This window comes from Alteromonas sp. ABE4_545 (assembly GCF_056161325.1).
In genome coordinates this window covers 1-25141 of sequence record NZ_JBSWYY010000041.1, presented here as the reverse complement: position 1 = coordinate 25141, position 25141 = coordinate 1, and the positions used below count along the sequence as shown (strand labels likewise).

The 25141-nt window shown below is 45.7% G+C and carries 17 protein-coding genes, 1 tRNA gene and 1 pseudogene; 7 read left to right on the top strand and 12 right to left on the bottom strand.

The features are described 5' to 3' along the window. Positions 1-171 precede the first annotated feature (171 nt). Entirely contained in the window at positions 172-303 is a 132-nt protein-coding gene (locus ACXAH6_RS19385; RefSeq protein ID WP_474879529.1) for a hypothetical protein, read from the bottom strand. A gap of 268 nt (positions 304-571) precedes the next feature. Here ACXAH6_RS19385 and ACXAH6_RS19380 point away from each other — a divergent pair, with 268 nt between their 5' ends. Beyond that, a complete protein-coding gene (locus ACXAH6_RS19380) occupies positions 572-2611 on the top strand; it encodes a TonB-dependent receptor (protein WP_474879528.1) in 2040 nt (679 codons plus the stop codon). 18 nt (positions 2612-2629) lie between these two features. After that, positions 2630-3781 carry a PepSY-associated TM helix domain-containing protein gene (locus tag ACXAH6_RS19375; RefSeq protein ID WP_474879526.1) on the top strand — a complete coding sequence of 384 codons (1152 nt, stop codon included), beginning with the start codon at positions 2630-2632 and terminating at the stop codon, positions 3779-3781. Here the strand turns inward: ACXAH6_RS19375 and ACXAH6_RS19370 are convergent. The 6 genes from ACXAH6_RS19370 to ACXAH6_RS19345 form a co-directional block, all read right to left on the bottom strand. Next, entirely contained in the window at positions 3753-5144 is a 1392-nt protein-coding gene (locus ACXAH6_RS19370) for a histidine kinase sensor domain-containing protein (RefSeq protein ID WP_474879525.1), read from the bottom strand. The genes ACXAH6_RS19375 and ACXAH6_RS19370 overlap by 29 nt on opposite strands. Further along, positions 5141-5830 (bottom strand): response regulator, encoded by a 690-nt coding sequence (locus ACXAH6_RS19365; RefSeq protein ID WP_474879523.1) that lies wholly within the window; start codon positions 5828-5830, stop codon positions 5141-5143. Before ACXAH6_RS19365 ends, ACXAH6_RS19370 begins: the two co-directional genes overlap by 4 nt. 68 nt (positions 5831-5898) lie before the next feature. Continuing rightward, positions 5899-6504 (bottom strand): hypothetical protein, encoded by a 606-nt coding sequence (locus ACXAH6_RS19360; RefSeq protein ID WP_474879522.1) that lies wholly within the window; start codon positions 6502-6504, stop codon positions 5899-5901. Between the two features lie 64 nt (positions 6505-6568). Further along, complete coding sequence (locus tag ACXAH6_RS19355; protein WP_474879520.1) at positions 6569-9706, bottom strand: M1 family aminopeptidase; 3138 nt, start codon at positions 9704-9706, stop codon at positions 6569-6571. Further along, positions 9700-10557, bottom strand: a complete 858-nt coding sequence (locus tag ACXAH6_RS19350) for an ABC transporter ATP-binding protein (protein WP_474879519.1) — start codon at positions 10555-10557, stop codon at positions 9700-9702. The genes ACXAH6_RS19355 and ACXAH6_RS19350 overlap by 7 nt, the downstream gene beginning before the upstream one ends. Before the next feature lie 11 nt (positions 10558-10568). Beyond that, on the bottom strand, positions 10569-10718 hold the full coding sequence (locus ACXAH6_RS19345; protein WP_474879517.1) for a hypothetical protein: 150 nt from the start codon (positions 10716-10718) through the stop codon (positions 10569-10571). Between the two features lie 103 nt (positions 10719-10821). Between ACXAH6_RS19345 and ACXAH6_RS19340 the strand changes: the two genes are divergently transcribed. From ACXAH6_RS19340 to ACXAH6_RS19330, 3 genes are all read left to right on the top strand, one after another. Next, on the top strand, positions 10822-12339 hold the full coding sequence (locus ACXAH6_RS19340) for a sensor histidine kinase (protein ID WP_474879516.1): 1518 nt from the start codon (positions 10822-10824) through the stop codon (positions 12337-12339). Then, on the top strand, positions 12333-13076 hold the full coding sequence (locus tag ACXAH6_RS19335) for a LytR/AlgR family response regulator transcription factor (RefSeq protein ID WP_474879514.1): 744 nt from the start codon (positions 12333-12335) through the stop codon (positions 13074-13076). The genes ACXAH6_RS19340 and ACXAH6_RS19335 overlap by 7 nt, the downstream gene beginning before the upstream one ends. 117 nt (positions 13077-13193) lie before the next feature. Further along, positions 13194-15254, top strand: a complete 2061-nt coding sequence (locus ACXAH6_RS19330) for a glycoside hydrolase family 97 protein (protein ID WP_474879513.1) — start codon at positions 13194-13196, stop codon at positions 15252-15254. 55 nt (positions 15255-15309) lie between these two features. On the opposite strand, the gene ACXAH6_RS19325 is transcribed toward ACXAH6_RS19330, so the two are convergent. From ACXAH6_RS19325 to ACXAH6_RS19315, 3 genes are all read right to left on the bottom strand, one after another. After that, the gene (locus tag ACXAH6_RS19325) at positions 15310-18177 is read right to left on the bottom strand and encodes a TonB-dependent receptor (protein ID WP_474879511.1); all 2868 of its coding nucleotides are present in this window, start codon (positions 18175-18177) and stop codon (positions 15310-15312) included. 146 nt (positions 18178-18323) lie between these two features. Beyond that, the gene (locus ACXAH6_RS19320) at positions 18324-19256 is read right to left on the bottom strand and encodes a FecR family protein (RefSeq protein WP_474879510.1); all 933 of its coding nucleotides are present in this window, start codon (positions 19254-19256) and stop codon (positions 18324-18326) included. Positions 19257-19305: 49 nt separating this feature from the next. Then, positions 19306-19854 (bottom strand): RNA polymerase sigma factor, encoded by a 549-nt coding sequence (locus tag ACXAH6_RS19315; protein ID WP_474879508.1) that lies wholly within the window; start codon positions 19852-19854, stop codon positions 19306-19308. A 216-nt stretch (positions 19855-20070) separates the two neighbouring features. Between ACXAH6_RS19315 and ACXAH6_RS19310 the strand changes: the two genes are divergently transcribed. Then, positions 20071-22845: a TonB-dependent receptor gene (locus ACXAH6_RS19310; RefSeq protein WP_474879506.1), complete on the top strand. Its 2775-nt coding sequence runs from the start codon at positions 20071-20073 to the stop codon at positions 22843-22845. A gap of 194 nt (positions 22846-23039) precedes the next feature. Further along, a tRNA-Pro gene (locus tag ACXAH6_RS19305) sits at positions 23040-23116 on the top strand. A gap of 65 nt (positions 23117-23181) precedes the next feature. Here the strand turns inward: ACXAH6_RS19305 and ACXAH6_RS19300 are convergent. After that, a pseudogene (locus ACXAH6_RS19300) lies at positions 23182-23304 on the bottom strand (transposase); the annotation flags it as partial. A gap of 46 nt (positions 23305-23350) precedes the next feature. After that, positions 23351-24934 carry a hypothetical protein gene (locus tag ACXAH6_RS19295; RefSeq protein ID WP_474879504.1) on the bottom strand — a complete coding sequence of 528 codons (1584 nt, stop codon included), beginning with the start codon at positions 24932-24934 and terminating at the stop codon, positions 23351-23353. Positions 24935-25141: the final 207 nt, after the last annotated feature.

Sequence of the window (25141 nt, the reverse complement as noted above, 5' to 3'; positions counted from 1 at the left end):
AACCCAACACTCGAACAATAAAGCTGCTATAAAAAATATCGCGATCGCAGCCTTCGGCTGCTAGAAAAAATAAACCCCTCTGAAAAAAGAGGGGTTTATCATCAATCTGAAAGCGGCTTAATAGCCGCTTTTTTTGTCATTTAACTGCTAATACCGGCACTTTTTACTGCGCTAACCAAATATAAACGCTTTGATGTTTTGGCCAATTTCCGGCATTGATATCATCAGCATAACAAACGCGATACTCGCACCAGTGATGAACTGATGATGTTTGTCACAAAAAACAATTTTACTTTTTTCCATGAGTGACTCCTTTTTCAAGTTATAAACGTGATGTGCTTTATCTAGACACGAGTACTTTGAGAGGTGTGACAAAGGTGTGGCAAAAAATAAAATAACACCGAAAACCGGTGTTATTGATGGCGCATAAATTGACTCAATACGGCGCAATTTATACGCTTCGATTATCTCCTTGGTAAAAATGTAACAAATGTAAAAGTACTGTTTTTTCACCAAAAACATAATGAGAATGGGTCTTATTTCGCGATTCACCGCGCTCAAGGAGATTTTTTTGAAAAAGCTAGTATTCATCGGAGCTGTCTGTAGTTTGTCTAACACAGTGGCATATGCACAATCGCAAGATACCGACGCGGTTAAATCTGTGGAACGAATTGCTGTAGTTGGGGCAACGACCAATCTTAGTATTACCGCTGACGATATTGAACAGTTTCAGGCCAATGATCTCGCTGACGTGTTTCGTGAATCGCCCTCTGTGAGTGTGGGTGGCTCTGTAGGAGTTGCTCAGAAAATATTTATTCGCGGTTTAGAAGACGCTTACCTCAATGTTACCGTAGACGGTGCACAACAAACTTCAACGTTGTTTCACCACATTGGCCGGGTCACGCTGGACCCAGATTTATTGAAGCAAATTGACGTACAAGCCGGCGCAGGTGAAGCCACGAGTGGCCCGGGTGCTATTGGTGGTTCAATTCGATTTAAAACCAAAGACGCACAAGACTTGTTGCAAGACGATGAGCGATTGGGTGGGCGTGTTAAAGCCAGTTATTTTTCTAACGACGGTACCCGTTACAGCGGTAGTCTGTATGGCAAACTCAGTGATACGTGGGGCGTGTTGGGGTATTACAGCACGGTTGACCGCGACAATTTTGAAGACGGTGACGGTAATGAAGTTTATGGTACCGCAGCCGACCAGGACTTGTTGTTTGTGAAGGCCAGTGGCGATATTGCTACTAATCATTATGTGTCATTCAGTGTCGAGCAGCGCGACGAAGAAGGTGAGTTTTCCGCTCGCCCGAACTGGGTGGTACTGGAAGGCGCGGCTTTGTATCCCAGTGAGGCAGAACGTGACACCTATGTAGCAAATTACCGCTTTGATCACAGCGCTATGGTGTTTGTAGAAGCGACAGCGTATCAAACGCGCTCGTCATTTCGCGGCGGTCGCTTTGACTGGTTGGCCGATATTGAAAGTGTTGGTTTTGATATTCGTAACACCAGTGAAACCAACAACCATGTGTTTGTATACGGTGTCGATTATCGCAGTGATGAAGTAGACAGTGGGTCGGCAACGGGGCCGGTAGAAAACACAGAGGAAAGCAGTGTACTTGGGGTTTACGCACAAGCGCACAGTAACCTCACTCCCGCGCTTTTACTGAGTTATGGGGTACGGTTTGACAATTTTGATTTCCAACAACGTATTTTATTAGACGAGTACTATGGTGATCCGGTTACCGACGAAGCCGCGGGGCTGGACGACAGTGAAATTAGCCTTAACTTAGGGGCGACGTATCAGTTAACAGAAGCATGGCGTGTAGGGCTTGGTTTTGCGCAAGCCGCCAGAGGTAAAGAGATTGGTGATGGCTTTACCATTGATGAATACTTGTGGGATGGTGAAGATATTCCTGTGGTTGCTGACGATGTTGTACCTGAAACAGTGACCAACATTGAAGCCTCGCTGGAATACAGCGTGGATAACCTGAACGCTAAGTTTAGTGTATATGAATCGACCATAGACGATGTGATATTTAGCGGTTATGCCGGCAATTCCGTGTACAACAATATTGGCGATTTAACGTCGTCAGGGGTCGAATTTAACCTGGCGTATCGTTGGAATGCCTTCGACCTTTATGTGGGCTTTTCCAGTGTTGATGCTGAACTGGCACCACGAGATGGAATGTACAGTGTCGACTACGCCAATATTGATCTTAATGGCTACGAATTTGTGGGTTTGGGTAACAGCCGAGGTAATACTTGGGTTGTGGGCGTAGACTACAACGTGACGGCTAATGTTGATGTAGGCTTTAACCTGACTTACGTTGACGATACCAATATTAACACCCTGCATCAGGCTGTAGAAAACGGTTGGACCGACGCTTTGTACAACCTGAACAAACCTAGCTATACACTGGTGGATATATACGCCGCTTGGGACATTACCAACGAGCTGGCAGTGAATGTGGCTGTGACTAACCTGTTTGACGAAGCTTACATTGACCACTCTAGTGTGGGTGATTACAGCGAAGTGTTTGCTTCTGTTGTGGGGCCACAGGAAGCAGGGCGAGATATTCGTTTGTCTGTGAGCTATCAGTTTTAAACCGCCACGGCACTGCGAATGATGGTTCAAAAAATAAAACAGTGGGTCTTCTGGGCCCACCTGATAGCCGGCCTGATCGCCGGCTTATTTGTCTTTGTGATGTCGCTTACAGGTGTACTACTGACGTATGAGCGACAGTTGAAAGAACTTGCCGAGATGAGTTATGCCGTTGCACCGCAGCAGCAGGCAAGACTGACAACCGATCAGGTGGTAAACAAATTACACACCCTACACCCAGACGAGTTACATATTTATGTGCGCTGGGTGAATCGCGAAGGGGCGGCAATTCCCGCTTGGGCCGGTAAGCACAGCTATTTATTTCATCCTTACACCGGCGACATTTTGCGTAACGGCGAGGGGGCTACTGATGTGTTCTTCCGCAAGGTCACTGAACTGCATCGCTACTTGTTGTTAGAAGGGGATTATCGCTTTATTGGCAAAACGGTAAATGGCTACGCTAATTTAGTGTTTGTGTTCTTGCTAATCAGTGGTTTGTATTTGTGGTTTCCCAAGCGTCTAAACTGGCGGTTGCTTAAAAAGCAAAGCTGGTTGCCTGCGCGCTACCAAAACAATGCACATAAACACCGGCAGTGGCATCTGGTGTTTGGCATTTGGTCGTTACCCGCACTTTTGGTGATAGCGTTAACCGCTACGTTGTTTCACTTTCAGTGGGCAAATAAAGCCTTGTATGGTTTTTTCGGAGAAGCGTTACCTCAACGGGAGCGACACGAAGCAGTAACCAGCTTGTCTGGTGATAAGGTTGATTATGAAACCCTGTTTGCACACGCTAAAGAGCATGCGCGAAACAATGATTACGCTAACTGGTATTCAATGTGGATGGAAATTGGCGAGCATGAATTCGAGGCGCGGTTTTACATCGACAAAAGTATTGGTCACAGGCAGGAACTGGCGTATTCGCTCTATTTTGATACCCGTAGCGCAGAAATAACACGCACACTGGCGAAGTCAGATTGGTCGAGGGGAGGGCAAGCGTGGGGGACGGCACGCTTTTTACACACCGGTGAATACTTTGGTTTTGTTGGCCAAACGTTGGCTGGGTTAGTGTCTCTACTTGCTTGTATCTTGGTGTATACCGGCGTGGTGTTGGCGTGGCGCCGATTAGTTATTAAGCCTCGTGAGGCTAAGGCTTTGTCACAACGGGTAGGGTAATGGTAATACGCAATCCGAGTGTGTTGCCTTCGGTATCGCAGTGGTTGGCCGCATAAATACTGCCGCCAACTGCCACAATTTGTCGTTGTGCCAAAGCAAGGCCTAATCCAAAGCCCGCAGGCCCTTTTGATGCGTGTTTCGACGGCGCGCAAGCTGAGCGTGCTTTATCAACGCGGAAGAAGGGCTTGAAAATATCGGCCAGCATGTCGTCGGGAACACCGGGGCCTCTATCGGTTACAGTGATTTGATAGCCTTGGTTTATGCGCGAGAGTTTGATTGTCACAGCCGTGTTTTGGGCTGTGTGGCGCAGTGCATTGCGCACAATGTTTTCAATGGCTTGCCCAAGCGCCTGCTGGCTGCTGTTAGTGACAACTGCCGAGTCAGGTAGCTCACACTGTAAGGTGCTGTCGGGGTATTCGAAGGTTGCGTCGTCTGTGATCACTTGAATCAGTTCGACTACATCAAATGTGTCTGCGTCTAACGTGGGCGCTTCCGTGTTCAACCACGCATAGGTGAGAGTATCTTCAACCAACCCTCGCATGGTCGATGCTTCATAACGAAGGCGTTCAAGGGCTTGCTGTGGACTAATATTTTGCTCAACGAAGTCTATCGCCATATCAATTCTGGTCAGTGGCGTTCGCAATTCGTGTGAAAGGTCGGCAAGTAGGCTTCGTTGGTTATAGATAAGGTTACTGGTGCGGTCGGCCATTTTGTCGAAGGTTGCAGCGAGGCGCGTAAGCTCGTCATTCCGGCTGTGCAAGGCAGGGCTAACGCGTACTTCTAACTGACCATTACTAAAATCTTCGGTGGCTTTTTCGAGTTGTTTTAATGGTTTCATCACGTGCCGATAAAGCAAAATACTCAATATACTCAGTAGGATCAGCGGCAGTGCAATTTGCAGTAATAGCCTTACCACGGTGAGTAACCCGCCGGGGCGCATTCTTTGAGGTAGCTGAATTAAAAAGTGTGTAGAGTCATCAATAAAGGGCACTTCCATTACCGGATTCTCGGCAAAATACAGGTGTATTTTCCATTCGGGGCTTCTGCCCAGTTGGAATCGATCGGCAAAAGCGGGCAACATGCTGGTGTCGGCAAACGGTGTTAACTCACTGGTGACAACCGCCGCCCAGGTGTGTTCTTTGCGCTGCACCTCATTGATAAATTCAGCTAGTGCCGCTTCGCCTTCATTCAGGAAAATCGCTTCTGCTTGTTGACCGTATTCAAACAGTTGCTGCTGATATTTGGCATCAATAAAGCTCATACTGGTTTCGGTATGATTGGTTAGCCAGTCGATGGCTAAAAACAACAATACCGTGCCTAAACCAATGAAGGTACACAAGCGCCAAAACAGCTTATTTTTCATTGGAAACGATACCCTTTCCCATGCACTGTGGTAAAACGCTCAGGTGACATGCCGGCCTCAACCAGTTTTTTTCTCACGCGACTAAGGTGCATATCAAGGCTGCGGTCGTATCGGCTGAACGGCCGGTCGAGTACGCATTGGTATAGGAATGCTTTACTGAGTACTTCACCCTTGTTTTCTATCAACACCCACAGCAGCTTAAACTGAATGGGGGTAAGCTCGATGGCCGCTTGAGTATAATACGCCTGCTGCTGTGCGCGGTTGAGATAAAGAGCGCCACAACTCAATTCGCTATTATTCAGGTGCCTGTCGTTGGTGACCAAACTGCGCCGCAACAATGCCTCAATGCGCAACATCATTTCGGTAAAGTTAAATGGCTTGGGCAGGTAGTCATCTGCCCCTTTGCGATACCCTTCTATTCGCTCTTGTTCTGCGCCCGATGCGGTGATCATCATCACCGGTGTTTGTTTAATTTGTCGCAACTGGTTTAACAACGACAAGCCATTGAGTGTGGGCAGTAAAATATCCAGTAAGATAAGGTCGAAGGTGTGCTGAAGGGCAGTGAGTAAGCCTTGTTCGCCATCGAATTGCTGCTCAATGTGAAACCCTTCTTTAGTCAGCAACTTTGCAATTTGATCACTCAAGGTAATGTCATCTTCAATGATAAGTACACGCGTTGCAGACATGATGGCAATTACATCCTATAAAATAATGCTGTAATGATATTGATTATCATTTATGTATTCAAGGGCGATCATGCTGCGTAAGCACCCTGGGTGGCTTCTGCGACCAATAACGTTCGATATTGATCAATAACCTGCTTATAGCTGGCTGCTAATGCGGCTTCTTGTTTTCCTTTAAATGGAAAATGGTTAATCACGTGATACACCTGAGATTTGTGTTTTTGACCGTGGCGCAATAGGTACTTAATAAAGTGAGTGTATTGGGTGACACCACAGCCCATGTATTTCGTCAGTCGGCGCTGCTCAATGGCATAAATGTCAGAAATTTTAATGAGCGCCAAACACAAGCCCAATGCTTCTACTGGATCACAGGCTGATTTGTGGCAGCTTGCTGCCACAGGGCAATAGTCGCACAACTTTTGTATATCAGACCGCAAGCATTGCATAACAGGGTTAGCCCGCCGTTGAGAGGTGGGGGCAGATATCCCAGCTTGTGCCAGCCATGGTTCATTGTGTTGTAAAAATTGGTAGTGGCAACTCAGCAGTTTGCCCAATTGGGCTTTGTCGGCAAAGGATTTTAGCTCCCTTACTGTGCGCCAAAACTGCTTTAATGTACGTTCACCATTACTACAAATTCTGTCGACAATGTTTTCTTGATATAACAGGATGAGCGTCATTATTTTTTTGTAAATGATAACTATTTGCGTTTATGGTATCGCTAAATTGAGTTAGGAACAAGCCTCAGGGAGACAATGACACTGGTTGGTTTAAGCCCACGCCCAACAGCAGCGCCCTCACTTCAGCGCTATGAACAGAAGGAGTCAGTGCTAGTAGTTGGGTGACGAAATCATGTGACGTGACACTGTGTATGCCAGGTTTGTTCTGGGCAAATAACTGGTTCAAGGCAGTGAGGATTACCTCATCACCTACCAAGGCTCGCAATTTGGCAAAAACAAGAGTCGCGCGAGAATATACATCGGCCGAACGTGTGGCATCAATAATCGCTTTGGGTTGCTCTAACTGGCCGCGTAATGAGTACTCGTAACGGCGTTGTTCATAGTCCACAAGCGCTTGCATAGCGTTTTGACCAAACCGCTTTTCAATCAATACTAACTCTACGTACTTCGCCAAGGATTCAATTAAAAACGAGCCGTCTTCTTCTACGCCATAGCCCAATGTATGACCAAACCATTGGTGAGCAACTTCGTGTACGGTTCGCCGGTATCGTTGATCAAAACCTGCATCTTCGGCCTTGTTGGCTCGAATCGCTAATCGGTGAGACATCAAGATAACTTGCGGCAGGGCATAACCACTGAGGCCAATTTCTGGTACAAAAACGATAGACAAATCGCGATGAGGGTAAGGCGTGAGCTTGTTCTTAAACCACACGAGTGTATCAGCCACCGCATGCTGATGAATGGTTTCAGCTTGAGAGGGCGTTTTACCAGAGAGTTGTTCACTCAAGCCGATAAAATGCACGGCTGTAGCGTGGTCATCAGTGATTATTTCACGGGTGTGAGTTGCTTGTACCGATGCTATCCAAACAGGGGTATTGCGAATCGGGTGCTGGGTTTCAAATTCAATATAGCGCCTATCTCCTTGTTGCCACTCTTTGATCTTTTCTCCTTGTGCTACCAATGAATGAGTGATTGGCGCTGAGACCACACTATGTATGTTGATAGGGCGTGCGTTTTGTTGGGTTTTCGGTGGGAATACATCAAAACTACTTGGCTGTGCCATAGCTAAATTCGGCAAACTAAATTCGGCACGTGTGACAGTATCACGCAGGGTCAATTGGCGATTAAACCCCACATACGGTAATAATGGCATACCGCGTAAATAGCTAAATTCAGGCAAGAGTATTTGGTGTCCAACCGGTAGCCAATAGGCTGCACTAGTCAGGTTTATTTGTGCTTTTACATGTAGGCTATCGGTGGGCTGCAATGGCGTGTTTAACGCAAATTCATGCTGTTTTAGCTCGCTATCGGTATGTACAAGTGTGCCGCCGTCCAGGGTCAGCTGAGAAGGTTCGAATCCGGGAAAACTGCCGATAAGAACTTTTGTAATAGCAACCTGACTTACATTGGTCAGTTGCATATCGAAGCGCAGTTGAGCGCTGCGCAGATGAGGATGAAAATCTACCTCTGCATCGAGATAGGTGAGCACAGGCTGAGGTTGGTCTTCCCAATGTTGGTATTGTTTCTCGTACTCAGCACGCAGCGCGTATTGCGCATCTTTGGACATGAGCGGTTTTTCACTTTTCAACACAAAGTGAAAGGTCAGCAGTGTTGTTATGACTAACCCCAAAGCGCCATAGCCCGCAAATGGTAAATGCCGCCACTTTTTTGTGGTAAACCCTGTACCGCGGTGGCTAACCAGAGACGCTAACGTGAGCAGGGCCACAGCAATCACAGCCCACACCAATAAGTAGGGCCAAAATGTCGCGTCGCTTCTGGAAAATCCAATCAGGTAATCGGCAGGTTGAAGGGGTGTGCCGGCAATGTCGAGAAGCGGATGAGTGATGCCTGCCAAGTTAAGCGTTGGCGTAAACTTCACTATTAAGAATAGTAACCCGATGCCGCCAGCAATCAATGACCGTTTGAAAAGGTGGTGCATGGCCAAACAAAGCCACCCAAAAAGTAAAATTGGTATGCCAGCCTTTGAGAGTAAAAGCCAATAGGTACTCATTTGGATTTGGCTGCCAACCACGAGTTGAGCGAATAACGTCGCCAAGGCTGTGGTGATGATTAACATGAGCCAGCCGATACTTAATGTAATGACCTGTGTGCTGATAAGTTGAAGGTTAGTGACAGGTGTAGCAGCAGTTAGTTCGGCAAATCTATGACGTTGCTGTTCCCACCCCAAGTGCCAGCTCCACAGCGCCATCAACATACAACCCGCAAATGGAAGAATATCCCAGCAGACTCTGTTCAATGCATCAATACTCATTGGTTCAATCACCGAGCCTGGCTCGGCATAGGCAATACCCGCCAGTACTTCTGAAAACACCACGCCGCCGTAAAAGAGGATAATCAACGGGAAAACGCGATAGCGCGTCACCCGTGAAAGACACTCGCTTAGTTTGGATTTTTTCTCCTCGTTAATCTGAGTAGCTGGCGCAACCAATGCTCGCCAAAGTACCAATAGACTAAAGAGTAACCAGCTCATTCGATTGATAATAAGTGCAAATGAAAAGTGCCAGTACTCGGTTGCGTTGGTGAATTGATCGAAAATAGCGGTAAAGCCCATAGGATCGGCGAACAAAAACACATGATAAAACTGGCTATTGAGAATTTTACTGCCAGCCAATATGGGGGAGCCGGTTATTGAACCCAGCATGACGTATCCAACCCAACACAGGGCGAACAGAGCATAACTGGATAGTGCTGAATGAAAATACTGAGCGGCAACAAGGGCGAGTGCGCTATAAATAAAGCACGCAGGGAGCATCAGCACCAACAGGTTCTTAAGCCCTGTAGATATGAGAGTTTGGTTAAAGAGTGGATGAGACGACAATATCCAGCATTGCAGAATTAACGCCAGTGAGCACAGCAATGACGTTAAACTCAATAAACCGATAAATTGGTTGAGCCTACGAGTGAATAACGTGGTGGGTACAGCGTCAATCAACGCTTGCATACCGCTAAGTCGGTCTCTTTGTAATAACGTTGGTGTGAGCGCCCCTATCACAATCGGCAACGTCATCATGGTAACCGTAATGTTTAACAGCGTAAGGCGTTTTGCCAGTTGTATATCGTCTGCTGATAGCCCCTGCACCAATAAACCGGAAAGTCCGGGCAATCCGAGAAAACAAAGCCAGACTACAGGTTGGCGAAGATAAAAACGCCATTCATTAAGTAACAAGCTTGGGGTTAACATACGGGTTGCTCCTGCTGAGTAAGCTCATAAAAATAACGATCTTGCAGGGTCGCTTTTACCAAAGAGGCATCTGGGGAAGGGGCAGAAGACGCAAATACACGCCAGATAGCCTGACCAAAGTGATAATGCTCACCCAACAAAATGCCTGATTCTGGGTAGGTGGGTGTTTCCCACACGTGGTTTTCCATTGGCGCAATGAGGTTGGGCATAGCGCCGTTATCGACAATTTGCCCCTGCATCATCAGGGCTGCGTGAGGGCAAAGATGTTCAATGTCTTCAACAATATGTGTAGACAGCAACACCAGTTTCTCTTCACTAAGGTTGATGAGCACACTGTGTAAACGTTGTCTTTCTTGAGGATCAAGCCCTGCCGTTGGCTCATCCATAATCAAGAGTTTTGGGTCACCCAATAAGGCTTGCGCAATCCCAAAGCGTTGTTTCATTCCGCCCGAAAAACTGCTGACACGTTTGTTGGCATGTTGTGTGAGATTGGTGATTGCTAGCAGTGATTCTATTTGACGTGTTGCGTCTGCCCGCGAGATTTGTTTAAGGGCGGCAATATGGTGTAGCAATGCCACACAACTCATATGAGGGTACACACCAAAAGATTGGGGCAAATAACCCAGTTGCTCGCGCAAACTTTGTGGCTGCGATAATACGTTTATACCATTGAACGTGAGGTTACCGGTATCAGGTGTTTGCAAGCAGGCGATTGTGCGCATCAGGCTTGATTTACCCGCGCCATTGGGGCCGAGTAAACCAACCATGCCAGAGGGCATCGACAGTGTAATGTTATCGAGCGCTTTGGTGCCGTTGGGGTAAGTTTTACTCACTTGGTTTAGCGTTAACATAGAAAACCATCCTAGTTGTATGTGATAACGCCACCATAAGTAGCCGCAGTGGGACTGAACAGCGAACCATGACCAACGTCGCGATCAGGGTGACAAAGGGCGCTCTTAAACCCAAAGTCATGATGAAAGGCGATAAAGCGGGCTGATTTTACTTTCGTCATTAAATTGCGTACTTTCGTCATCCACAAGATGTCAGGCGCAGCAAGTTCAGGCAGGCTGATACGAAAAATAGCGTTTCTTAGCAATTAATTAGGAGCACAGACGATGGCGAAGGATGTACGTGAGAATGGGGTGTTACTGATGCCCATTTTTGCAGCTGTGTTGCTCGAAGCTTTTATGCGTTATCAGTCATATCGAATAACAGATGTGGGTTTACTGTTTCGCACTCATGGCCAACTTTTATTGGAAATGCTGCCTTATTTCTTCGCGCATTATCTTGCGTGGCATGGGAGAACGTTAAAGGCATTGAGCGTTTGGTTACTAGGGTTTGTTGTTTATCCTTTATTTATTACCATTTTGGCTAATAGTTACCATGCCTTTAACGCTTGGCATTTACTTGGTATGCAAGGTTTTTTATTTGCAGGCTGTGCTAGTGGACTCTGGTTTTTACATCGTTGGGTAGGGCGAATGAGTCACGGCCCTAAAAGCTGGCTAGTGGCGTTATTATCGTTGGACACCATGGTTGCGGTAAGTTTGGTGATATGGACGTTTATGACAGCAGGGATCTTTCTGCATAACGAAAATCCTATGGTCAACCAACCGCTTGCCATGATCATCGATTTTGCACAAATCGTTGAAGAATTTACGCTTTTTGCGCAGTATTTCTGGCAGTTGAGTATGATGGCATTAGCCCTGTTTTTTGTGTACTGGTTTAATCGCTATGTGTTAATTAGACGGTTGTTAGCAGTGCAGGGCGTAATCCCATTTCTCGTGGGTGGGCTGGCGTTTATCTTAATTGTTAGCGCGCCTATTAGCAGTTTGCTATTACTGTTGCCGCTGAATAATGTAGCCGACTTTACACTGATCCCTTCTGAGAATCACAACCCTCTTGACCCGTTTAACTACCAACTGACTTTTTGGTTATTGGTGTTCAGTACGCCTATCATTCTCGCCTTTGAGCGCAAGACCCAAGACGCAAGATTAGCTGATATAGCCCGCCAGCAAACCCGCACTGAACTGCAACTATTACAACAACAAGTGAACCCCCACTTTTTGTTTAATACACTGAATAACTTGTATGCGCTGTGTCTTGAGACGTCACCTCAAGCGCCTGATATGGTTGAAAAGCTAGCAGGGCTCTTACGTTACACCGTATATCAAGGGCAAAAAGAACACGTTTTGCTTAGTGATGATATTGGCTACCTGCAAGATTATCTCGCACTACAACAACTTCGCTATACCGAAGATTGTCAGTTCCATTGTCGCTGGCCTGAGCACGCTGAACAGGTGGAAATACCGCCATTGTTGCTCATTATTATTGTTGAAAATGCGTTTAAGCATGGGATTGAAAAAGCCCCAAAGCCCTCTGAATTACGCTTGCATATTGAGTTAATAGATAACACATTGGCGCTTGAATGTGTGAACCCGTTACCTCTGACCACAGAGGCCGAAGTTACAACGAGTTCGTTACTTGAACATGATAAGGCTGAGGGAGGGCTGGGATTGGACAACCTTAAAAGGCGGTTAGCTCTGCAATTTGCAAACAAACATTCTCTGGTTAGTGAGGCCCGCGACAACACTTGGTATACCCGTTTAGAAATGGAGTTAACAAGGGTATGTTAAAGGCCTTGATTATCGACGATGAACCACTGGCACATCGCGTCATTCTGCACCATCTTAATCATCATAACGATGTAGAGGTGGTGAAGCAGTGTTATAACGCTACCGAAGCCTTGGCATGGTTGGCATCTCATCAGGCAGACGTACTGTTTTTAGACATCAATATGCCCATGCTCAACGGTATGGACATGCTCAAAGTACTCGCTAATCGACCACAAGTTGTGATTGTTAGTGCATATCAAGAGTACGCCTTGGAAGGGTTTGAACTTGATGTGACCGATTATCTCCTTAAGCCAGTAAGTGCAGAGCGCTTAGGTGCGGCGTTGGAGAAAGTGCGAAATCGATATTTACTTGAACACACTCAGGCTCAAACTCAAGCAGGCCAAATCCACGCTCAAGCCCAAGCCCAAGTCGAACCAGAGCCGCGCCATATTGTGGTAAAAGTGGACCGCGAAGTACGACAAATATCACTCAACGACATTGATTATCTTGAAGCCTATGGTAATTACGTAAAAGTATGGCAGGGGCAGCAAATGGTGCTGGCGAACAGCACACTCAAAAAGCTGGTGGCAGAATTGCCACAAGGGCAGTTCACGCAAATTCACAAGTCTTTTGTGGTGCGTAATTTGGCTGTCATAGGGAAAGACACCGAATCTGTGATCTTGCAGCGAGACGTAAGGTTGAAAGTAGGAAAGTCTTTTAAACCTGTGCTTAATTTGTTGTTACCCATTCCTAATTAACGCTCAGTTACTGTCGCAAAAATAATCGAAATTCACCTTGTGTTTGCAGGAATGTTACCTAACCTTAACTTAATCAATTAAGTTTTGTGAGTTGGGCTTCTGCCTCAAGGATAAACTATGCGACGTTTTTTTCTTATCGCTATGGCGATATTCAGCTCGGCTGCATCGGCTAACTCGGTCAGTGTGTCGTCTCCTGACGGTCAGATTCGCTTTTCATTTAACGATGACAAAGGCTATGCCCAGTATACGGTGCATTACAATAACGTTCTGGTGATTCGGCCCAGTAGACTCGGGTTTGGCTTTCAACATGCTACGCCATTGTATCGGCATTTAGCGTTGTCTGAAGCATCGCGAAACAGTGTGAATATCACTTGGAAACAACCTTGGGGCGAACAACGGGTTATTCGCGATCATCACAACGAACTGACCGTACGCTTTACCGATCAGAAAGTGGAAAACAACAGCTTTACCGTAACAGTGCGTGTTTTTGATGACGGTGTGGGCTTTCGCTACCACGTAGAGGCCGATGGCGAGCGGATTATTACACGAGAAATGACCGAGTTTTCGATAGTGGACTCGCACACCGCGAAAGCCTTTTGGATCCCAGGCCAAGGTTACGATAGACAAGAGTATTTGTATCGCGAAACGCGCGTGCAAGATGTAGGGCTGGCAAGTACGCCTATGACAATCAAGTTAGACTCTGGTGTGCACCTGGCTATCCATGAAGCCGCCTTAGTCGACTATGCGGGAATGAGCTTGAAATGGCAGCAGTTGGGCCGTTTTGAAGCCGAGCTAGCGCCGCGCGCTGATGGCAGCAAGGTGAAAAAATCAGGTAGTTTTGATACGCCGTGGCGCACCATTCAAATTGCGCCTAATGCCACGGGGTTAATTAATAGCTATCTCACGTTAAACCTCAACGAGCCGAACAAGCTCGGCGACACCTCATTTATTAACCCAGGCAAGTACGTTGGTATTTGGTGGGGTATGCACATTCAAAAATACACTTGGGGCTCTGGAGACAAACACGGCGCGACGACGGAAAACACCATGGCCTACATGGATTTTGCTGCCGAAAATGGGTTTGATGGCGTGCTGGTGGAAGGATGGAATGTGGGTTGGGATGGCGATTGGATCCAAAACTCTGAGCTATTTTCATTTACCCAAAGCTACCCCGATTTTGATATTGAAATGGTCGCAGAATACGGACGGAAAAAAGGCGTGAAGCTGATAGGTCATCACGAAACATCTGGTGGCATTACCAACTATGAAAAACAAATGGAAGACGGTTTTGCACTTTATGAAAAGCTAGGCGTAGAGCAAATTAAAACCGGTTATGTGGCACATGGGCAAACCTTAAAGCGCGAGGATGAAGCAGGTGTGATGCGGTTTGAATATACCGACAGCCAGCCTGTGGTAAACCACTTTATTCGCAATGTTTCTACGGCTGCTAAGTACCATATTTCAATCAACACCCATGAATCGGTGAAAGACACGGGCCTGCGCCGTACCTATCCAAATTGGATTGCACGGGAAAGTGCCCGAGGGCAGGAGTACAACTCAGGTTGGGCCGCGCCTAATCCGCCTAATCATATTCCTATGCTCGCCTTTACCCGTATGCTTTCTGGCCCGATGGATTTTACCCCAGGCATTTTTGACTTGGATTACCCGCCAATAAAAGGCGGTACAGAAGAGCATGGCAGGGTGAAATACATGCGTCCACAATCAACCATTGCCAAGCAATTGGCGGAATATGTGGTGATATATAGCCCCATTCAAATGGCGGCAGATTTGCCAGAAAATTATCTCGCTAAACCCAAACCATTCCAGTTCGTTAAAGACGTGCCTACCGATTGGGAAAAAACAGTGGCACTGCAAGGCGAAGTGGGAGAGTTTGTGGTTATCGCCCGTAAAGAAAAGCAGCATCGACACTATTCAGGCAACGATTGGTATTTAGGCGCTATTACCAATGAAGATGCGCGTACTATCACGGTGCCATTGGATTTCTTAGAACAAGGGAAAACCTTTGAAGCCCAAATTTATCAAGATGGCAAAAAGGCTGATTGGCGCACCAACCCTTATGATATTGCTATAAGCAAGAAAACGGTATCGAGCGCAGATACGCTAAGCATCCCGCTTGCTGAAGCGGGGGGCGTAGCGATTCGGTTTAAAGCGTTGTAATACGCAACTATGTCATGAGAAAGGAGCTTTATTCGCTCCTTTTTTGAATACAAATTTACAGTTTGATTTGAACGCTCATGCTCACGCGGGTGCCATATTCTTCTAATTTCATCAACACCGACGCGTCGCCTGATTTTCCGTAACGGGCTTTTACTTCATTGAATAAATTGTAGATATCTAGTCTGAGTTTCACGTTTTCCAATGAATAGGCCAAACTTGCATCGACACTGGTAAACGCATCAACCCAAATATCTGCATTGTTGGAGGTGTCTTTGTCTTCGAGATAGTCGCTGCGGTAGTTGATGTTAATTGCACCTTGTAGGCCGTCGATCCCCCACACCCAGCGCAGATTACCAGAGACTTTTGACGCGCCTTCGATTGGAAAGCGGTAGGTATGTCCGTTATCTACATAGCGGCCTTGATGGTCAACCAAGGTGATAGAACCTGATAACAAATTGTCGGTGAGAACTGGGCCGGTTGCAAAAGCATGCGTGGCGCTAAGCTCAATGCCCTTCACACTGGCGTTGTTGTTATTCGAAGGCGACAGCAAGGAGTAATCTAGGCCATTGTAGCTGAGCCTGCTTTCTCTCGAAATAATGTAATCATCCAGATGTTTGGCAAACACCATTGCACTGCCGTTCAGGCTTTCACCTGAGTAATTGATTGAGGTTGTTATATTCAGCGCTGAGATTGGCGTGAGATATGGGTTGCCGCCTTCTGCATAAGGCAAGCCGCTGGAGTTAATGTGTAACTTGGGGTTGAGATCAGCATAATTGGGGCGAGCGATGGTTTTACTGATACTCCCTCGCCACTGCCATTGTTCGGCGATTTGCCAGTTAGCACTCGTCGCCGGAAGCCAATAGTGATAATGACTGCGCGTGTTGACAGGTGACAGGGTAGTATTGTCACTCGCAGTGATTACCCCATAGCCATTCGATTCACTTATTGTACTGCTTAACCGGATACCCGAAACCCAAGTGACATCACCAAAATAACCGTTGATATTGGCATACCATTCGTGACTGCGTACCTGTACTTGATAGCTATTGAGCTTATCGTTTTCCTGTAACTCGCCAAAAACTAAGTCGCTGGCAAAAGGTTGCAATAAGGTTTTGCTCGGTAGTAACCAGTCGCTGTTTACATTGCCCGTAAAACTGGCCTCAAATTGGTTCGGTAGCGAGGTGTACCAATACCGGTTGTGAACGTCGAGGGCGAGCAGGGCGGCTTTGTCGATACTGATATCTTGACGAAAGTAATCGTGGGCCAATCTTGAATACAGATAACCCGTATCGATTTGCCAGCGCAAATGCGGGGGTGACAACGAAACAGAAAAACCTATTTCATCTACTGAGTTGTCAACAGCTAACTGACGCTGACTCACTCGGGTAACCGCGGCAAACTGAGAGGTATCGATAGGGGCAGAGTCGAGTTTAAATTCGGTTAACGCACGCGGTTGTTGAGCAAACGACAGGTCTACTGGCTGTAACGCTACTTGAAGTCGGGTAATGGGCGTGGTGGTGTCGCTGCCCGCACGACTAATGCTGACAAAAGGTGACACGGACAAAGCATAACCAGAGAGGTTATACAGCAATTGACCATCGACTTGCCACGTATTGTGCAAGTAATTCAGCCCAGATATTTCTCGTGAAGACTTTACGTCAGCTTGAATAAAACGCACTGACTCAAGCGCTTTATTCCCAGCGTTGACCGACCCTTCTTCAGCATACTCACTCAATGGGTTTAAGCCTAACCTGTGCTCGTCGAAGTCGAAATTGGTATCGGAGTACAGCCAACGCAGTTGCCAGCTATTCGACGAAGATGGTTGCCAGTGCAGGCCCAAATAGTGACTCAAGCGCGAACGGTCTTCATTTTCAATGGTCAGCGCAGCTCCGCCTGTGGGTACCAATACGTCGTCAGCAAGGTTGTCGTAATGATAAATATCCAGCGCCCCGCCGTTTAAACCCCAGTTCCATGTTTCGTATTGATATTGTCGCTGAGTTCGTTTTTGAAAGCTCAGTGTAGATAGCACGCCCAACGTGCCAGCTTGGTTACGCCAGTGGCTGCTCAGAGTAAAGCCGGGCTGCACACTAGACTCGCCTTTAAGCCATGAAGCGCCAGATTTAAAGGTGATCCCATTGTTGGAAAAAAGTAGTGGGTCATCGCCTTGAATATTGGCAATGGCACCAATTGCCCCAGAAGGCATTGTTACGTCGGCCGATTTAATTAATTCAACGGCTGAGAACACGCCCGCACTTAAGGTATCGTAGCGATACAGAGTGCCTTGTTGCGTACTGTTGCGCACGTTTTCGGTATTGGCAATTCGCCGGCCATTGAGCAGCGTTTGCTGAAATTCCGCGCCTAGACCTAACGCGTTAATCGACAAGCCTTCTCCCCGATCTCGGCTGATGTTCAAGCCAGAAAACACCTGCATCGACTCTGCTAAATTCTCTGCTGGCAAGGCTTTTAACATCGCACCAATAAGGTATTCAGATTCTTGAGTACGTGCTTGTTTTAGCTGTTGAGCCAGTGTTAACGAGCGCTCATATTCATCGTCTAAGCGTTGTGTTGCGATGGATTGTATTTCACCTACCACAGTGACTTCTTCCAATCTTTGAGCTTGCTGTTGTTGCGCCGGTGGCGGTGAGGGCGCTAGGAAAATGGTGATCCCCGCAGAGTTGATTGAATAGGTGAGCGGGGTATTGGCTAGTAACGTGTTGAGTGCGGTTGTTAGGTTTGCAGTGTCAGAAAGTATCGCTTTTTTAGCTACCGCCGAATATTGATTAACCACACTGCGATTAAAGGCAACAGGGGTTTGATGGGCATCGGCTATGGCCTGTATTTTATCAGATAGCGGTAGGTTTACTTCATCAGCCAGTACTACTGAGGTTGAGCCGATAAATAAAAGTAGCGACGTCGAATGCATCTTGTGCGCGATACGGCTGAAGATGCAAAGTAACAGGAGCAATCGTGGCCGAGAAGAGTAAGACATCGCAAAGCGCTATGAATAAGAAAGTTAAGCGTTATGTGAGTATCAAGTGTTTCCATGAACCCTTGATGACAGCTTTGACTTTACTCACTTTTTTCTGAAAGCACATAACTGTCTTCATACTCGTTCAAGGATAAACCATTCACGTTGCTGATTAGCGTGAGTGCACCTTTAACGTCGTTAGTTAAAAAGCGACCACTTACTTTTATCTGTGATGTTATGTTATCGAGCAATACCGGTTTATTGCTGTAGCGAGAAAGCATGAATGCCGTTTCTGTTAACGCCATATCATCAAACGCCAACCAGCCTCGCTGCCATGATGGACTATCTTCCGATACTGTGTGCGCGGCAATGCCTGTACTATTTACGCGTACACCATCGCCTTTTACCAGCGTTGTTTTAGTATGAGTTTGGGTGTTTTCTACCGCCACAGAACCGTGATACACATCTACCCACACATTTTGCTGGGTTTTATTGATGTTGAATTGCGTACCCAACACGGTAACCAAGCTTTGCCCAGTACTCACACTGAACGGGCGGCTTTCATCGCGCTTGACCGAGAAGAAGGCTTCGCCAGTGGTAAGTATGGCCACGCGTTTATCTTTGTATTCTGTAAATACCAGTTGGGAATGGGCGTTTAGGTTGACCTCAGAGCCGTCACTTAGGGTGACAAGAGTGGCTTTTTCTACCTGATAGGTATGAGACTGAGTTGCCGCAATGTGGCCAGATTGTTCAGGTTGAGTGGGGAGTGAGGCATATTGCCACACCATGCCAATACTGACTAAGCTAACAATTAAAAACGACGCTGCAATGGCCCAAATATGCTGAGTGCGTTTATCCAATAAGCGCGTGTTTGCTGTGGTAGGTGAGCTTTGAGCAATACTATTTTTGCCCTCGACACCTCCTGTGTTTTCAATATTTTTCAATGCGGCAAGCAACGCATCGTCTTGCCAAATTTGGCGAGAAAGCGAATGTTTAGCATCGTCTTCAGGTGTGTTAGGGGGCAAAGCTGTCATTGATGTTTTAACCTACATTACTCATTCTATTTGAGACGCCATGCGCATCTTAAAGGGGACAATTTTTCTCGGCGTAGCGTTTTTCAACGGCTTGTTTTAAGTCGTCAAGGGCGCGAGAAATGTGCTTTTTTACCGCCTCTTCCGACATCCCTAAATCCTGTGCTATTTGCTCACGCGATTCTCCGTGTAATCGACGGCGTATAAAAATAGCTTGGCGTTTGGCAGGCATCGCAGTCACAACGGTTTGATATAACTGCACGCGTTCCTGGTGTTCGAGCAGGGTTTCAAGCGCAATGGTTTCACCCGTTGACTCATCGGGCAGGCTTTCTGGCTGTTTTTGATACTCGCGCTGAAAATCAATGATTAGGTTTTGTGCAATGCGGTATCCGTACGCGAGCGGATTGTCGATGGTGTCGTGCCATTCGCGGCCTAACACTTTTAACAATAGCTTTTGGAACACATCTTCTACATCAGACTCTTGCGGCACTGATTTTCGAATAAAGCCTTTTAGCGCATTTTGATTCGCAATAAAGCACGTGACCAACGCGCGGTTGGTATCGGTGTTAATTGTACGGCTGGCATCCTGCGTTGCGGGCATAAATTAGCGGCCTAAAATTCGACTTATTTAATATAAGACGCGCATTGTAACCCCAAGGGGAATAAAAGTTTCATGACAATTTGATGACAGTTAACCAACTGAAATATGTAATAAAAGTTTCACACAAAAAGATGTCCCCCCAAGAGATTTTCTATCGTCCTGATACGCGAAACGACAACAACGTCATATTTTTATAACGCTTATTGGAACACCACAATGAAGAAAATGATTTTCGCGCTTTCGCCCATCGCATTGGCAATGGCTGCATCAACTGCATTCGCACAAGAAACACAGGTTCAAGAAAAACAGGCACCTGAAGACCAAATAGTTGAAGAAATTGTAGTCACAGGTAGCTATGTAAAAAGTTTAGAAAAGGCCATTGATATCAAACGTGACACCGTGGGGTTCTCTGATTCTATCGTGGCGTCGGATATTGCAGACTTCCCTGAACAAAACTTGGCAGAAGCGCTACAGCGTATGCCGGGTGTTACTATTGAGCGTAACAAAGGTTTAGGCCAAAAAGTTAACGTACGTTCATTGCCAAACGAGTTTACGTACGTGTCTATTAATAACTTAGCTACCGCATCAGGTAGTGGTGGTCGCGACGTTGAATTTGATATGTTCGCGTCAGAAATCATTCAAAGTGTAACCGTAAAGAAATCGCCTACAGCGGCGGATGAAGAAGGCGGTATTGCGGGTAACGTATTGATCACTACCGCGCGTCCGTTTGATTACATGGGGCAGAAGTTAGTGGCTTCAGTAGAAGGCGCTTATAACGATATTTCAGAAGAAACCGACCCTAAGTTTTCTTTCTTAGCCAGCAATACCTGGGATAAGTTCGGTGCATTGGTGTCGTTCTCCTATTCACAGCGTACCAACCGTACCGATGCCAATTCAGGTATTGATTTTCGTCCATTATCACGTTGGTTAACTAAATCAGGTAGCGGCCAGTGGCAGGCAGATCAAGCTGCAGAAGTACTTGAACGTGATACTGGCATTACTATTAACGATCGTAGCGACAGCGATGAAACCAGCCGTGTGGTGTTTATCAACAAAGACGGTAACCGCGCCTATTTGAACGACCAAACGAAGTGGGGCGCAACCACGTCATTGCAGTACAAGCCTTCACAAGACCTTACTCTGACCTTTGATGCCATGTTAGGTAACTTTGATGATCACGAAGACGAATACGATGCAGCCGCTTATGCCGCGTCGAGCATCAGTACACTTGAAAATGTAAATGCCTACGACAGCACCACGTTAGCGGACTACGGTATCACGGTATTAACCGATGTTGACTACGCCGCTACCCAGCATGAGTTTTTGAGCAAAGAAAACAGCTACGACACTGATTACAGCCAATACAGCCTCGACTTAGATTGGCGTTGGGGCGAATGGGATGTGAATGGTTTAGTAGGGTACTCAGGTGCTGAAAAAGACGCTGAAACCACTAACTTAAAGCATACCGCTTATGCACCTTCACGCACTCGCTATACCAATACAGGTGCTGAGACTATCCCAAGTAGCAATGCCGATACTATCGACATGTTCAATAGCCCAGAGGCATACAACTTTGATTATTATGAAGTACAACGCGAAGCGATATCTGACGACAAATATGCCGCTCAGTTAGACTTGAGCCGTCATCTCGATCTGGAATTTATGCCAGCATTATCGCATGTACACTTTGGTGTGCGCTTTACTGATAAATCAAAAGAGCGCGATTATGGCAGCAAGCGTATTACCGGTACCAGCGAAGACGATTCTTCATGGTCAGGCACACGCGTGTTGAGCGACAGTCAATTGAGCACATTATCGCAACTGACTGGCGGTAGTGGTTTCTTAAATGGCGTAGGCGGTAAATCTGAATGGAGCCAAATCTCTAATGCATGGGCGCGTAAAAACATGCGTTACGACGGCTTCTATGTGGATTTCACACCTAGCGAATATTACCGAGTAGACGAAGAAGTGATGGCGCTGTATGCCATGAGCAACTTCGAGTTTGATATTGCTGATATGCCAGTTACCGCTAACGTTGGTGTGCGCTACGTAGATACATCGGTACTGTCGTTCGGTTATCACCAGGTTCAAAACGACGACGGCTCAACCGGTTACACGGCTAAACCCGTATCGAAAGAAGGGAGCTACACAGAACTGCTTCCTAGCTTCAACCTGACCATGGACATTACCGACGAGTTGTTGTTCCGTGCTGCTGCGTCGAAAACCTTAATGCGCCCAGCGCTAACCGACCTTGCTTATAAGCGCACGGTGAGTTTGAACGAGTTTAAATACCGTGACGGTAACCCAGATCTCAAGCCTACGTATGCTGACCAATGGGAAATGGGCTTGGAATACTACTTAGAAGAGGGCGGTTTATTTGCTGTGTCTTATTTCGAAAAAGAAATCGAAGGCGTAGTGCGTGAAACCCTAACTGGTGTGGTAGAAGGCGTAACCAAGTACAACGATAACGGTACGGTAGATGGCGTTTACGACTTCGACGTTTACCAAAAAGTAAACGCAGAAGGCGCGTACGATGTGAGTGGCTTTGAGTTTATCGCACAAATGCCCTTTGGTCGCTTCCACGAATCGCTGCAAGGCTTTGGTATCAACGCTAACTTAACCTTGTTGGATACCTCACTCACCGGTGCATCTGACTTAGGTATTCCGACACCACCAGAAGGCTTGGCAGACCAAACCTATAACGTGACCGTTTACTTTGAAAACGACACATTCGACGCCCGTATTTCGTACAACTACAAAGACAAATACGTAGAGTACATCGAGCGCGACATGTACCCAGTGTATCGCGACGAGTACGGCCAGTACGACGTATCAATGGGTTACAAGGTATCAGAGCAATTCAAAGTGACCTTAGAAGGGATCAACATCACCGACGAAGTGACAAAGGGCTATACCATCAATCCAGCGTTCCCAAGTATGTATGAAATGTCAGGACGTAGAATCACGTTAGGTGTGCGCGGTAACTTCTAAGCAACATTCAAGGCATTGTTGCCGTTTGGTTTTAGCGAAGCGGGAAGGGAATCTCGCTCTCGCTAAAACATCATAGATAAGTGTACCGAGGCAAAAAACGCTCGGTTTGTGCATTAAAACGCCAAACGAACCACAAGAGCGAATTTTGCATTGCAATAACAATAAAAATAAGTACACTTGTCCGCTCTTTCGGTCGGTGTGTGGCGCAGCTTGGTAGCGCACTGTCATGGGGTGTCAGGGGTCGGAGGTTCAAATCCTCTCACACCGACCAACTTCCTCACCCTTTTCAAATAGTTACGATCATCTGGCTCTACCCCATAAACGGGGGATCAGCATTCACCTTACACGATTGATAACACCATCCCATCCACAATGGGTCATCACTCTTATTCGATAATTTTCAAAGTTTCTAAAACCATACGCTCTTCTTGATATCATTTCCATTTTGGGCTCTACCCCATAAACGGGGGATCAGCGATTGATAACACCGCTTGAGTTTACTTTTTTATTCTTCTATAAGTTCATCTAGACTCGCTTGCGCGTCGCTAATTCTTAATTCCTTATCACCAGGCTCGAAATAATCATCTGGCAGGTTTTTAATAGCCTCGATGTATTTATTTAAGTATTCAATAGAACTGGCATTATTTCCCATGTTTTTATCGATCTCTGCCAAGCCTAAATAAGTCGAAGCGAGGTAGTCTTGGTACACATAATAAATTTCTCCTGAACTTAATTGATTTGAATTTTCACTTCCTGAAGAAATCAATTTATTTAAATTTTCCATTACTTCAAGATAATTGCTTCTGGATTCCAAGAAATGCTTTTCTTCTAAATTTATTTCAGCCAAACTTAAAATACTCACAGTAAAATTATAAAGGCTATTTTCAGAATAAAGATCAGATTTGTTTTTAAAAATATCAATGCTCTTTTGATAAAAATATTTTGCCATGCTGGGATTTTCAACATCTTCATATATCGTACCTATCGAGCTATATGCAAGGTGTAAATACTCAATATTGGTAATATCTATCCTTTGGTTTTCTATCATTTCGATAGTTACAAACTCTAATTCTTTAAAATTCTCAAGTGATTCTTCGTATTCCTCATTTGCATAATAAAAGTTTCCAAGAGAAACGAGTGACATCTGATATGTAGAGCTATCCCTCATATTACTTTTATCAGAATAATATAACTCGCTTGCAATTTCTTTTGCTTGAATTATTAATTTTGACGATTCTAATGAGGGTTTTGAATCGTTAAAGCTCAACACAAAAAAGCCAAATATGGATTTCTTTGCGGACAGCTCTCTTTTTATGTTTTTGTTTGAAGGGTCTTTTAATGAAGAGTTTTCTAAAATAATTAATGCTTCTTTGTAATATTTATTAAAATCAGCCTCATTGCTCTTAGATGCTGAAAAAAGAGCAAGCTCCTTATACGAATCGGCGACTACATAAGAGTATTTATATGGCTTATCTCTGAAGGATTTACAAGTATCAATACTTTCTAAAAAGATATTTTCTGCGTTGATGTCATCACTATAGTAAGTGGTGTGTTCGTTGAGCAGTTCACAGTGTAGAATTTTTATATCGTCCGAGCTAGGAAATATCTCCCGCCAGTAGCGGATATATTCCTTGTTCTTTAAGTAAAACTCCATGCGTTTAACTGAATTTTCTTCCATACGGTAAGCATTACTTATAGACGAATAAAGAATACTTAAATTTATTATTGTATTCTCAGTATATTCCCCTTGCTCAATGACGCGTTCTAATAATTTACTTGCTTGTATATATAGTTCGCTTGCGGAGTGCCAATCCTCTCCCACTTTATCTAATAAATGGTCAGCTTTGTTTTTCAAAGACATCGCTTTTATTTCAAGTGATTCGTTACTTTCTGAGATATACCCATCTAATTTTTCTGAAATGACTGACACCTGTTGATTTAGTATTTCTTGTTTATCTATAGGGGCATAGGCAATGAGAATATCGTGTAGGTCATTGCTCATGAAATTGATGTTTTCATGTAAGTCAGAGAGTAACGTATTGGCTTTTTGATACTGATGCCAAGCAGACAATCCACTTACCGAAGCCACTACTAGAAATACCGTAAGAACAGATGCAAGAATGTACGCGTTACGTTGTTTTCGATTCGCGTTAGCCAAATCCTGGGCTTTATCTCGCGCAGTGAGCCCGAATTCAGATAATAAGTGCACCACTCATGGTTAATGGGTGACAGACGATCAACTGCCTGTTGGTGGTATTCTAAAGTCGCCAAACAATTAGAGTATTACCATGAGTTA

Excerpts from the sequence above, each read along its gene's own strand:
- ACXAH6_RS19385 (WP_474879529.1), bottom strand. The coding sequence starts at position 303 with ATGGAAAAAAGTAAAATTGTTTTTTGTGACAAACATCATCAGTTCATC.
- ACXAH6_RS19375 (WP_474879526.1), top strand. The coding sequence starts at position 2,630 with ATGATGGTTCAAAAAATAAAACAGTGGGTCTTCTGGGCCCACCTGATA.
- ACXAH6_RS19370 (WP_474879525.1), bottom strand. The coding sequence starts at position 5,144 with ATGAAAAATAAGCTGTTTTGGCGCTTGTGTACCTTCATTGGTTTAGGC.
- ACXAH6_RS19365 (WP_474879523.1), bottom strand. The coding sequence starts at position 5,830 with ATGTCTGCAACGCGTGTACTTATCATTGAAGATGACATTACCTTGAGT.
- ACXAH6_RS19360 (WP_474879522.1), bottom strand. The coding sequence starts at position 6,504 with ATGACGCTCATCCTGTTATATCAAGAAAACATTGTCGACAGAATTTGT.
- ACXAH6_RS19355 (WP_474879520.1), bottom strand. The coding sequence starts at position 9,706 with ATGTTAACCCCAAGCTTGTTACTTAATGAATGGCGTTTTTATCTTCGC.
- ACXAH6_RS19350 (WP_474879519.1), bottom strand. The coding sequence starts at position 10,557 with ATGTTAACGCTAAACCAAGTGAGTAAAACTTACCCCAACGGCACCAAA.
- ACXAH6_RS19345 (WP_474879517.1), bottom strand. The coding sequence starts at position 10,718 with ATGACGAAAGTAAAATCAGCCCGCTTTATCGCCTTTCATCATGACTTT.
- ACXAH6_RS19340 (WP_474879516.1), top strand. The coding sequence starts at position 10,822 with ATGGCGAAGGATGTACGTGAGAATGGGGTGTTACTGATGCCCATTTTT.
- ACXAH6_RS19335 (WP_474879514.1), top strand. The coding sequence starts at position 12,333 with ATGTTAAAGGCCTTGATTATCGACGATGAACCACTGGCACATCGCGTC.
- ACXAH6_RS19330 (WP_474879513.1), top strand. The coding sequence starts at position 13,194 with ATGCGACGTTTTTTTCTTATCGCTATGGCGATATTCAGCTCGGCTGCA.
- ACXAH6_RS19325 (WP_474879511.1), bottom strand. The coding sequence starts at position 18,177 with ATGCATTCGACGTCGCTACTTTTATTTATCGGCTCAACCTCAGTAGTA.
- ACXAH6_RS19320 (WP_474879510.1), bottom strand. The coding sequence starts at position 19,256 with ATGACAGCTTTGCCCCCTAACACACCTGAAGACGATGCTAAACATTCG.
- ACXAH6_RS19315 (WP_474879508.1), bottom strand. The coding sequence starts at position 19,854 with ATGCCCGCAACGCAGGATGCCAGCCGTACAATTAACACCGATACCAAC.
- ACXAH6_RS19310 (WP_474879506.1), top strand. The coding sequence starts at position 20,071 with ATGAAGAAAATGATTTTCGCGCTTTCGCCCATCGCATTGGCAATGGCT.